General features: G+C 70.7%; 8 protein-coding genes. 3 read left to right on the plus strand and 5 right to left on the minus strand.

What is annotated here, in order from left to right:
• Nucleotides 1–71 precede the first annotated feature (71 nt).
• A complete protein-coding gene (locus GGD89_RS03370) occupies nt 72–1,001 on the minus strand; it encodes a histone deacetylase family protein (RefSeq protein WP_184042682.1) in 930 nt (309 codons plus the stop codon).
• Between the two features lie 237 nt (nt 1,002–1,238).
• Entirely contained in the window at nt 1,239–1,694 is a 456-nt protein-coding gene (locus GGD89_RS03375) for a MarR family winged helix-turn-helix transcriptional regulator (protein ID WP_184042683.1), read from the minus strand.
• A 353-nt stretch (nt 1,695–2,047) separates the two neighbouring features.
• On the opposite strand from GGD89_RS03375, the gene GGD89_RS03380 reads away from it, so the two are divergent.
• From GGD89_RS03380 to GGD89_RS19700, 3 genes are all read left to right on the plus strand, one after another.
• Nucleotides 2,048–2,629: a cytochrome b gene (locus GGD89_RS03380; protein WP_221238300.1), complete on the plus strand. Its 582-nt coding sequence runs from the start codon at nt 2,048–2,050 to the stop codon at nt 2,627–2,629.
• A gap of 382 nt (nt 2,630–3,011) precedes the next feature.
• Entirely contained in the window at nt 3,012–4,283 is a 1,272-nt protein-coding gene (locus GGD89_RS03385) for an efflux RND transporter periplasmic adaptor subunit (protein WP_184042685.1), read from the plus strand.
• Between the two features lie 45 nt (nt 4,284–4,328).
• Nucleotides 4,329–7,730, plus strand: a complete 3,402-nt coding sequence (locus GGD89_RS19700; RefSeq protein ID WP_221238301.1) for an efflux RND transporter permease subunit — start codon at nt 4,329–4,331, stop codon at nt 7,728–7,730.
• Nucleotides 7,731–7,757: 27 nt separating this feature from the next.
• On the opposite strand, the gene GGD89_RS03400 is transcribed toward GGD89_RS19700, so the two are convergent.
• From GGD89_RS03400 to GGD89_RS19705, 3 genes are all read right to left on the minus strand, one after another.
• Nucleotides 7,758–8,477 (minus strand): YfbR-like 5'-deoxynucleotidase, encoded by a 720-nt coding sequence (locus tag GGD89_RS03400; RefSeq protein ID WP_184042686.1) that lies wholly within the window; start codon nt 8,475–8,477, stop codon nt 7,758–7,760.
• A gap of 4 nt (nt 8,478–8,481) precedes the next feature.
• Nucleotides 8,482–9,819: an MFS transporter gene (locus tag GGD89_RS03405; RefSeq protein ID WP_184042687.1), complete on the minus strand. Its 1,338-nt coding sequence runs from the start codon at nt 9,817–9,819 to the stop codon at nt 8,482–8,484.
• Between the two features lie 88 nt (nt 9,820–9,907).
• Nucleotides 9,908–10,837, minus strand: a complete 930-nt coding sequence (locus GGD89_RS19705) for a type 1 glutamine amidotransferase (RefSeq protein ID WP_343058526.1) — start codon at nt 10,835–10,837, stop codon at nt 9,908–9,910.
• Nucleotides 10,838–11,407 lie beyond the last annotated feature (570 nt).

Below are 11,407 nucleotides of genomic sequence, written 5' to 3' on the forward strand. Positions count from 1 at the left end.
GCGCGGGTCAACGAACCGCCCGTGTCGCCGTCCACCACCCGGGTCGGGGCGGTGTCCTGGGCCAGGGGCCGTCACACGCCCATCAGCGCGCGTACGTGCGCGCGCACGCTGCCGGCCAGGGCCGGCAGGTCGTACCCGCCTTCCAGCACCGAGACCAGTCGGCCCGAACAGGTGTCCTGGGCGACGGCCAGCATGCGCTCGGTGGCCCAGACATAGTCGGCGACCGTCAACCGCATGTGCGCGAGCGGATCGTTGGCGTGGGCGTCGAAGCCGGCGGAGACCATCACCAGGTCCGGCCGGAAGGCGCGCATGGCCGGTTCGATCGTGGTCTCGACGGCGGCGCGGAAGGCATCGCCCGTGGAGCCGGGCGGCAGCGGGCAGTTGACGATGTTCTCGGCCACGCCCCGTTCCTGGGTGAAGCCGGTGTTGGGAAAGTTCCCGGCTTCGTGGATGGAGGCATAGAACAGGCCGGCGTCGGTCTGGAAGATGTCCTGGGTGCCGTTGCCGTGATGGACGTCCCAGTCGAACACCGCGATACGCTCGATGCCATGCACGGCGCGCGCGTGCAGCGCGCCCACCGCCACGTTGTTGAACAGGCAGAAGCCCATGGCCTGGGCGGTCTCGGCGTGATGGCCCGGGGGGCGCACGGCGCAGAAGGCATTGCTGGCGGCCCCGGTCATCACCGCGTCCACGGCGGCCACCACGGCGCCGGCGGCGCGCAACGCGGCCTGGCCCGATTCGGGGCACATCACCGTGTCCATGTCCACGTGGCGCAAGCCGGTGGCCGGCACCATGCCGAGAATCTTGTCGACGTAGGGCTCGGGGTGCGCCCGCAAGAGTTGTTCTCGCTCCACGAGCGGCGCGTCCTGCCGATGCAGGAACATGAACTCCTCGCCTTCCAGGACCCGTTGGACGGCGCGCAGGCGATCCGCGCTCTCCGGGTGAAAGTCGCCGGTGTCATGATCGATACAGGCATGATGGGTCAAGTAAAGTGTAACCATGCGGCGAAATCCTCCCGATCCAGGCTTTATTTTGTCGCACTCGCTCTAGCGGTGTCGCAACGCCTTTTTTTATCGCGGCATGTTATGGGACCCTGGGGCGACGCCAATGACCAGGGGCATCGCCGCGATCCGGGCGCGGATTTCACCCTCATTGCGTGGGGGGGGCGACCCGGCCGACCGCCGGCCATGGCGCGATGGTCCTTGGGGGGGCACGCGATCGGGGCGCGAGGTGTCCCGTCAGTCCGGCGACGACGGCGTCGTGTCGCGCTTGCGCATGGTGTTCACGACCCGTGTCATCAGGGCGATGAGGGTGCGTCGTTCGTCGTCCGTCAGCCCGGACAGCGCGTGACGGTTCTGCGCGAAGGCGGCGCGGGTGGCCGGCTCGCGCAGGACGCGCGCGGTTTCGGTCAACCAGACCCGCCGCACCCGGCCATCGTCGGGGTGCGGCAGGCGGCGGACCAGGTTGTCGCGCTCCATGCGCGCCAGGGTGTTGGCCATCGTCGCCTGCTCGACATCAAGCCGTTCTATCAACTGCTTCTGGGTCAGGCCGTCCTCGTCCCACAACTCCAGCAGGGTCATGAACTGGGCCGGGCTGAGGCCGTATGCCTTGATGCGGGCGTGCAGGCCCTGCGCGAACAGGCGGGCCATGTGGTTGGCGAGGTAGCCGGCGGAAGACGTCTTGTCGAAGGTCATGGTACCCATGATACCGCTTGAATAGCGGACTATACAATACTATACAAAACAGCGCTTGTGACTCTAATGCGTGCGTGTGTTGCTGAACGGAGACCATGGGATCTGGCATTCGCGTCGCCACGGTCCCGCGCCCGTCTTGGGCGTTCTGACCCCCGGTCGGAATGAACGGTCGGAATGAACGGTCGGAATGAACGGCTGATCCCCCGGTGTCCGGGATCCCCATGACGTGGGGTGCGCTCGGTCGCCGGACCCGCCGACGATCGCGCCGACCGGACACAGGGGGATCGGCCAGCCGAACCAGACTGAAGGCCAGGCCGTCGCGCCGCCGCGAACGAAATGGGGTCGCCACGACAATGACCGGCACGGGGACGAGCACCGGGGCAAGCACGGGGACTCACCATGGCGTCGTCACGGTGACCTTGCACTGGTCGATCGCGGTTCTCACCGTGGTGACGATGGTCTCGGGCTACACCATCGAGTCCCAGGGGCTCGCCGACAGTGGCGAGTTCCGAGTCCATACCATCACGGGCATGCTGGTGGGGGGGCTGTCCCTGGTTCGAATCGCCTGGTGGCTGTCGGCCGACACGGCGCCGTTCCTGGCCGCGACTCCCGAGGGGTGGCGGGGGATGTCGGCGACGATCGCGCACCTCGTTCTCGCCGTGGTGCCGCTCGCCCTGGCGGTGAGTGGGGTCGGACTGCTCCTGCTGATGACCACGGCCTCGCCGCTGGGTGTCCTGCCGGGTGTCGAGCACGTCCCGGCGCGTCTGTTCCACGTGGTGTGCGCCTGGCTATTGACGGGTGTCATCGTCATCCACGGTCTCGACGTGCTTCACCATCATCTGGTTCTGCGCGACGGCCTCTTGCAACGGATGTGGTTTCGCGCCCGTCTGGGACGGCCCGGCGACGGACGCGGCCCGGATCGGCCGGCCCGGTGACGCCGGCCGCGCCGGACGCGACCGGATCAGGATCATCCCTCTGGTGTGGGGGGTGCCGGGCCGCAGCCCTCGTTCTGCCCCCGACGCGCGCGGCGCGAGGTCCAGGGTGTCGCGTGGAAACCCAGGATTATCACAGTCGGCGTGAAACTGGCGGCGCGGCGGGCGCCGCCCTTGTGGACGACCGTCGCGCGGACCATTATCCCTGCGGGTCTTGTCCACGCGGGCGGGGCGCCCTCGTCCCCGGGGACCGGACGTCCCCAGCGGGGATGGTGCCACCATGCGTGAGGAAGGTCGTGCGCACGATCCACCTCCGACGCGGCGATGCCCCAAGCAAACGACCGCCCGGGCGGGCCTTATCTACCCACAGGAGTATCGTTCGGTGGTGACCGTCTTCCGTTTCCGTGGGCGCGCGATGTCGATCGCGCTGCTGCTCGTGGTCCTGGCCGGGGCCGCGCCGGCCCTGGCCCAGCAGTCGGGCGGCGGCGCCCCGCCGGCGACCCCGGTGGGGGTCGCGGTCACCGAGGACCGCGTCAGCCGCCAGACCGCGCCCGTGGTGGGCCGCCTGGTGCCGCGCCGCGCCGGTGAGGTGGCGGCCAAGAGCACCGGCGCGGTGGAGCACTTCGCCGTGGAGGTGGGCGATCGCGTCGACGCGGGCGCGTTGCTGGCGCGCCTGGACACCGAGACCCTGCGCCTGGAGGTGGACCTGGCCCAGTCCGAGGTCCAGCAGCGCCAGGCGGGTCTGGAGGAGGCGCGCTCGCGGCTGGCCCTGTCCCAGCAGGCGTTGCAGCGGCTGGCCGGCCTGCGGCGCTCGGCCGCCTTCAGCCAGGCGAACTACGACGACAAGGCCGAGGAGGTCACCGGCAACGGTCACGCGGTGTCGGTCGCCCAGGCCACGCTGGCCAGCGCCCAAAGCCGCCTCAGCCTGGCCGAGACGGCCTTGCGCGACGCCGCCATCCGCGCGCCCTACCCGGGCGTCGTGACCGAGCGTCACACCGAGGTCGGCGCCTTCATCACCAAGGGCGCCGCCGTGGTCAGCCTGCTCAACAACCGCGACCTGGAGGTCGAGGCCGACGTGCCCTTCGATCTGGTGCCCGGCCTGGATGCCGGGCATGTGGTCACCGTGATGCTGGATGACGCCACCACCGCCGACGCCACGCTGCGCGCCATCGTGCCGGCCGAGAACGCCCGCACCCGCACCCGGCTGGCCCGCTTCACGCTGCCGCCGGAGGTCGTCGCCGGACAGTCGCTGGCGGCCAACCAGAGCGTTACCCTGTTGCTGCCGGAGGGACCGGAGACCCGCGTGCTCACCGTGGTGAAGGATGCGGTCATCGCGCGTCCGTCCGGGTCCATGGTGTTCGTGGTCGAGGACGGCGTTGCCCAGCCCCGGCCGGTGACCCTCGGGCGGGCCCTGGACGGGACTTTCGAGGTTCTGGACGGCCTGAGTGTCGGCGAGACGGTGGTCACGCGCGGCAACGAGCGCCTGCGCCCCGGGCAGCCGGTGACGGCCACCGTGCCCCCCAGCGCGCGCGGCGCGGCGGACTCCGGCGGCGCTGCCGACGCCGGGCCGGCGCCCGAGTCCGCGGCTGAACCCGACCTTGATGCCGAAGCCGAGGTCGGCGCCGAGGCCGGACCAGACACGTCCCCGGAAGGGTGACCGCCCGGTCCCACCCGTGGACCGGACCAGCACGGACGTCACAGCATGGATCTCATCCGCCTGGCCATCGCGCGCCCCACCGCCATCATCGCCGCCGTGCTGATGGTGGTCCTGTTCGGGCTGGTCGCCCTCCTGGAAATCCCCATCCAGATGACGCCGGACGTGCGTCAGCCGGTCATCACCGTCAACACCTCGTGGCCGGGCGCCGCGCCGGCGGAGGTGGAGCGCGAGATCGTCAACCGCCAGGAGGATGCCCTCAAGGGACTGGAAGGCCTGCGCGAGATGAGCAGCCAGGCCAACACCGGCAACGCCGAGGTGACGCTGGAGTTCAACACCGGCCAGAACATGGATCGCGCCCTGCTGCTGGTGGCGAACCGCCTGGACCAGGTCTCCGACTACCCGGACGAGGCCGACGAGCCGACCCTGGAAACCTCGGGCTCCGACGATCAGCCCATCGCCTGGTTCACGGTGCGTCGTGTGGCGGGCAACGAGACCCCCATCTACCATTACGGCGACCTGTTGGATGACGTGGTTCGCGACCGGCTGGAGCGCGTGGACGGGATCTCGCGCGTCAACGTCTACGGCGGCAGCGAACGCGAACTGCGGGTTACCGTCGACCCGGTGGCCCTGTCGAAGTATCGCATCACCGTTCCCCAGGTGGTCACCGCGTTGCGCGCCGCCAACGTCTCGATGTCCGCCGGCGACGTGGAGGAGGGCAAGCGGCGCTACGTGGTGCGGGTCGAGGGTCAGTTCATCACCCCCGCCGACGTGGAAGCGGTGGTGGTCCGCTCGGCCGCCGGTCAGGGGCTCGGCGGCCTGGCCCGGGTCAGCGTGGGCGACGTGGCCGACGTGCGGTTTTCCTACAAGGAGCAGACGGCGAGAATTCGCTACCGGGGGGAGAACGCGCTGGCCCTCAACGCCGTGCGCGACACCGGCGCCAATGTGATCGAGACCATGGGCCTGCTGCGTGACGCGGTCGCCGCCCTGAACACTGGGGTGCTGGCCGAGCAGGGCCTCTACCTGGGCCAAGTCTACGACGAGACCGTGTACATCGAGGCGGCCATCGACCTCGTCATCTCCAACATCTACGTTGGCGGCACCCTGGCGGCCATCGTGCTGCTGGTGTTCCTGCGGGCGTTCGGGCCGACCGTCATCATCAGCCTGGGGATTCCCGTCTCGGTGATCGGCGCCTTCGTCGGCATGGCCGCCATGGGGCGGTCGCTGAACGTCATCTCGCTGGCGGGCATCGCCTTCGCCGTCGGCATGGTGGTGGACGCGGCCATCGTCGTGCTGGAGAATATCTACCGCCTGCGGGAACAGGGGTACAGCCGCGCCGCCGCCGCCTACCAGGGCGCCAAGCAGGTGTGGGGCGCCATCCTGGTGTCGGCCCTGACCACGGTCATGGTGTTCATCCCCATCCTCACCATGGAACAGGAGGTGGGCCAGCTCTTCCGCGACATCGCCGTGGCCATCTCGGTGGCCGTCATGCTGTCGCTGGTGGTGGCGATCACCGTCATTCCGGCGCTGTCCCGGCGGCTGCTGGGCCGCGTGCGGCGCAAGGGCGAGGGACCAGCCGTTCCGCTGCCGGGCATCGACCAGTTCGGGCGCGGCTTCTCGTGGGCCATGACGTCGCTCACCGCCGCCATGGTGCGCAGCCGGCTTCTCAGCCTGGTGATCGTGATCGCCATCACGGCGGCCGCCGGCGTGGTGTCCTGGGCCTATCTGCCGAAGCTGGAGTACCTGCCGGAGGGCAACCGCAACCTGGTGTTCGGCCTGATCCTGCCGCCGCCGGGCTACAATCTGGACACCACCACGGCCATCGGCCAGTCCATCGAGGACGCGGTGCGTCCGCTGTGGTCGGAGCGCGAGGGCGCCATGCGCCACGGCCTGGAGGATCCGGGCGATCGCCAGGACCCGGCCGACGACGAGCCGGGAGCGCTGACCGCCATGGCGCGGGCGGTGGCCGACGTGATCCGGGGAACCGAGGCCGAGGAGCCGGGTCCCCCACGGATCAGCAACTTCTTCTTCGTGGCGCTGGAAACCCGGGCCTTCGTCGGCGCCGCCGCCGAGGAGTCGAGCCGCGCGAGCGACCTGATCCCCGTCGTGCGCGGCCCGGTGTTCTCCGAGCCCGGCACCTTCGGCTTCGTGTCGCAGCCGTCGCCCTTCGGCCGGTCCGTGGGGGGCGCGCGGGCGGTCAACCTGGATATCTCGGGCGCCGACCTGGAGACCATCCTGGGCGTGGCCCTGCGCGCCGCCGGAAAGGTGGGCGCGGTCCTGCCGCGCGACGAGGGCCACCAGATGCGCCCCCGGCCCGGCCTGGAACTGGGCGCGCCCGAGGTGCGCGTTTTCCCGAACCTGCTGCGGCTGGCCGACAACGGGGTTTCGGTGCTGACCTTCGGGCAGACGGTGGATGCGTTCAACGACGGCCTGCGCGTGGATGAGATCACCCTGGGCGGCGAGCGTATCGACCTGACCCTGGCCGGCCCGGCCAACGGCGCCGATCGCACCCAGGGGATCGGCACCCTGCCGGTGGTCACCGAGTCCGGGACCATTCTGCCGGTGTCCGCCCTGGGCGACGTCGTGTTCACGGCGGGACCCACGGAGATCCGTCACCTGGAGGGCAGTCGCACCGTCTCCCTGCAAATCCGCCCCAGTTCCACCCTGGCCCTGGAGCGGGCCATGGAGATCATCGAGGACGACGTCATCGCCCCGCTGCTGGCCGAGGGGATCCCGCCCGAGGTCTCCATGTCGCTGTCCGGGACGGCCGACAAGCTGACCGAGGCGTGGGACGCCATGGTCTGGCAGCTTCTGCTGGCGCTGGTGATCGTCTATCTGGTGATGGCGGTGTTGTTCGAGAACTTCTTCTATCCCATGGTGATCATGATCACGGTGCCGCTGGCCTCGGCCGGCGCGGTGCTGGCGCTGGCGTTGCTCAACCTGTTCAGCTACCAGCCGCTGGACATGCTGACCATGATGGGCTTCGTCATCCTCATCGGCATCGTCGTCAACAACGCCATCCTGCTGGTGGACCAGACCCTTTATGGCCTGCGCCAGGACGGCCTGAGCGCCGGGGACGCCATTCGCCAGGCCACCGCCAACCGGGTCCGGCCCATCTTCATGTCCACGCTCACCAGTCTGATGGGCATGTCGCCGCTGGTGCTGTTCCCGGGCGCGGGATCGGAGCTGTATCGGGGCCTGGGCACGGTGGTGCTGGGCGGGCTGGCCATGTCGGCGCTGCTGACGCTGATCATCATCCCGGCCTTGATGAGCCTGGTCATGCCGCTGATCGAGGGCGGGCGCGTGCGGCGTCAGTCCGGGAACACTCCGAAAGCCAAGCCCCGTCATCGCGGCCGGGCGCGGCGCCGCGCCCGCGCCACCGACCATCATGATCACGGAATGGGGCTGGACGAGCGGCCGGGGACCCGGTCGCCGGTCGCCGGGGAGTGAGAGAGGCCGCCGGCGCGCCGGTCCCGCCTATCGCCGTTCCAGGGCCAGCCGGGCCATGATGGCCTCGAAGGTCTCCAGGAACAGGTTCTCGGCGGCGCGCGACGGCATTGGTCTCAGTGTCAGGTCCGGCCAGGGGCGTTCCTTGATGCCCAGGACGCTCCGCACCTCACGGGTCTCGAACCCGGCCAGTTGCACCGCCTCGGTGGCCCCGGCGATCAGGTCGGCGCGCTTGACCAGGGCCTTGCGCTCCATGTCCAGGCGCGGCGGCAGGCCGAAGCGCAGGTGGACGGCGACCATCAGGCGGTCCTCGACCTCCTTGAACACGTCGCCCACCACGGCCTTCAGGGGCGTGATCAGGTCGTGGGTGACGTATTCCGAGGCGTCGTGCAGCAACGCCGCCATCTCCAGCGTGGTATCGCGGCGCGGCGCCAGCAGCCGGCGGACGATCTCCACCACCAGCACCGAGTGTTGGGCCACCGACCAGGCGTGATCGCCCGACGTCTGGCCGTTCCAGCGGGTGTTGCGGGCCAGTCCCAGGGCGACGTCGGTGATCTCGACATCGAAGGGCGAGGGATCGAGCAGGTTCAGGCGCCGCCCCGACAGCATGCGCTGCCAGGTGCGCGGCGCGTGCGAGGCCAGGCGGGCGTGGGTCTCCGGCCGGGTGGGCGGCCCCGAAGCCAGGATCCGGCGCGACGTGGGGGGCGAGGACGGCGGCGAGGACGGCGGCGAGGACGGGGGCGTGGTCATGGCCCTAGGCCGCCCGCCCGGTGGGGGGAGTCATGCCCTCGACCTCGTTGGCGGGGGCCGGCGCGTGATCGAAGTCGAAGCAGAGCTGTCCGTTGTCGTCCTCGCTGGGCAGCATCGCGTAGGCCACCGCCGTGGTGCGCGGCACCACCTGCAACGGCGCCTGCTCCGCCATGGGCACCGAGTCGCGCATGCGCATGCGCACCAGGGTGAACACGGCCATGGTCAGCCCCACGCCGGTGGTCAGCATGAACAGGCCCGACGGTCCGGTCCAGCCCATGACCGCCGAGGCCACGATCGGCCCGGCCACCGCGCCCAGGCTGTAGGCCAGCAGCAGGCCGCCGCTGGCTGGCACCACGTCCTGCGGCTCGATCCAGTCGTTGGCCAGGGCGATCGCCAGCGGATAAAGGGTCGCCACCAGGGCCCCGAACAGAACCGCCAGGGCCAGCAGCACACTCAAGGAGCCCAGGCTGTTGGGATCTAGGGCTCTCAGGCTCACCGCGACCATGGCGGCGCTCACGACAGCCATGGCCAGGCAGACGATGGCGATCACTGGGCGCCGGTCGAACCGGTCGGAGATCCAGCCCAGCGGCCACTGCAACACCAGGCCGCCCAGGATCACCGCCGACATGAAGGCTGCCGTGCCCGACAGGTCCAGCCCCTGCTGGCGGGCGAACAGGGGACCCATGCCGTAGAGGGCCCCCATGGCCAGTCCCGAGGCGACACACCCCATCACCCCGGTGGGCGAGATCCGGAACAGCGTGACGAAGCCGAACCGTCGCGGCGTCGGAATCGCCGGACCCGGCACCCGGGTCAGCGCCACGGGGACCAGGGCCATGGACAGCAGGATGGAGACCAGCGCGAACAGGACATAGCCGGCGATGTCGCCCAGTTGCAGCAGGAACTGAGCCCCACCCTGGGACAGGTAGGTGGCGATCATGTACAGGGACAGGATGGTCCCCCGGGTCTCGCGCGTCGCCTTCTCGTTCAGCCAGCTTTCGGTGCACATCAGCAGGCCGGCGACACAGAAACCCTCGATCACCCGCAGCACGCCCCAGAACAGGGGGTCGGTGAAGAAGGCATGGGCCAGCGACGCCGCCGAGAAGACGGAGGCGAAGGCGGCGAAGGCGCGGATGTGGCCGACCTGGTGGATCACGGTGATGGCGAACAGCGATCCCAGCACCAGCCCCAGGAAGTAGCCCGACATGACGAGACCGCTGATGGCCGAGGGGATGTTCGCCGCCGCCAGGTTGACGCCCAGCAGGGTCCCCAGCAGGCCGTTGCCCAGGAACATGATGGAGACGCTCAGCAACAGCGAGGCGACGGACCGGAACGACAGCCACATGGCGGCGGACTCCGAGCGAACGCGGGCGGGCCGCGGATGAATCGAGGGACGGATCCTGGGGAGCGGTGGTCGGTCGGTCGGGTCGGTGCTAGGCGGGCAGGACCTGATGGACGAGCCAGTTCCGGATCTCGGTCAAACGCCGGGCGTCGTCAAGCACATCGTGATCGATCCCCAGGCGCCAGGCCAGATCCCGCCGGCCGGGGTCGGCCCCCAGGGTTTCCAGGACCTCGGCATGGCGCGCCACGGCGGCCGTGTCGGCCGCCAGACCGTCCGCGATCAACTGCTCCCGGTAGCGCCGGCACAGCGGGCCGATGTCCCGCAGGCTGAATTCCGGATGGTACTGGACGCCCCAGAACATGCCGTTGCCGTGGCGGATGTCCGCCGCCTGCACCGGGCTGACGGCATTGCCCGAGAGGCAGGTCATCCCCGCCGGGGGGCGGGTGACCTCGTCGCCATGGATGGCCACGGCGTCGAAGGCCGGCGGGCGGCCGTCATGCAGGGGATGGGCGCGTCCGGCCTCGGTGAGCGTGACCTTGCGGGCCAGGCCCACCTCGCGGCCGCGCGGGTTGGCCGCCACGGTGCCGCCGGCCACCACGGCCGCCACCTGCAAGGCCCAGCAACTGCCGAAGGCGGGCCGGCCGCTGTCGAAGACACGGGCGTGGAAGGCGATCTGGCGATGCACCTCGGGCCGGTCCCAGTAGACACTGAGCGCCGATCCGGTGCTGGCGACGCCGTCGATCTGCGCCCAGTCCAGGCCGGCCGGCAGCGTGTCGCCGTCCGGATCGCCCGGACAGATCGTCGCGCAGGTGGACCCGGCCGGCGCCAGCGCCAACAGGACCTGTTCGTAAAGGACGCAGGCGACGGTTCCGCCGGACGCCTCCACGGCGCGACGGGCGTCGATCGTGTTGCCTTCGACGATCAGCAGGCGCAGCGGAGGCCCCTCCAGGCGCGCGACACGGGGCGCGACACGGGGCGCGAGGGGCAGGTCGGCGGGCACGGTGGCGGGCGGCAGGGACACGGGCACGGTTCCGGACGGCGAGGGGGAATCGGGGGCGGAGCCCGGACCCCGGCGACCGGCTCGCGACCGGGGCGGCGTTGAGGACCCGGGCCCGGGACGCCGAGCCCGCGCGGGGTGGGCTCGACCGGTCCCCTGCGCACCTCTACCGGGGCGCCGGCGGCTTTGCAATGGGGAGACGGGGCAATGGGGGAGACGGGGCCATGAGGGAGACGGGCGCGACGCGGCAGCGGGCGCCTCGGGAGGGGATCGGCCTCCGATGGGCCGGACAAGGCCCGCCCCCGGCCCGGCCACCACCGACCGGGAGTCGATGGTGGTGCCGGTCCGGAGACGGGCCCGTCGGGGGCACCCCCCTTTTTCGAGGCGAGCCGTCGGCGTCGCGACGCCCTCCGTCGACGGTGACGGCATCCCCTCGACCATGCCGCGCGCCCGCTCGTCGGGCACGGCGCGCGCGTGACTGACCGTCATGGACCGTGGCACGGCGGCCCGGGCCGGGACCGTCCGTGGTTCCCGCGATCATCTCAGCGGAGTCACGGTAGTGGCGACCACGGCGTCCCGCAGTGACGATGCTCA

The sequence above is a fragment of the Roseospira visakhapatnamensis genome, from assembly GCF_014197915.1.
Classification (GTDB): domain Bacteria; phylum Pseudomonadota; class Alphaproteobacteria; order Rhodospirillales; family Rhodospirillaceae; genus Rhodospira; species Rhodospira visakhapatnamensis.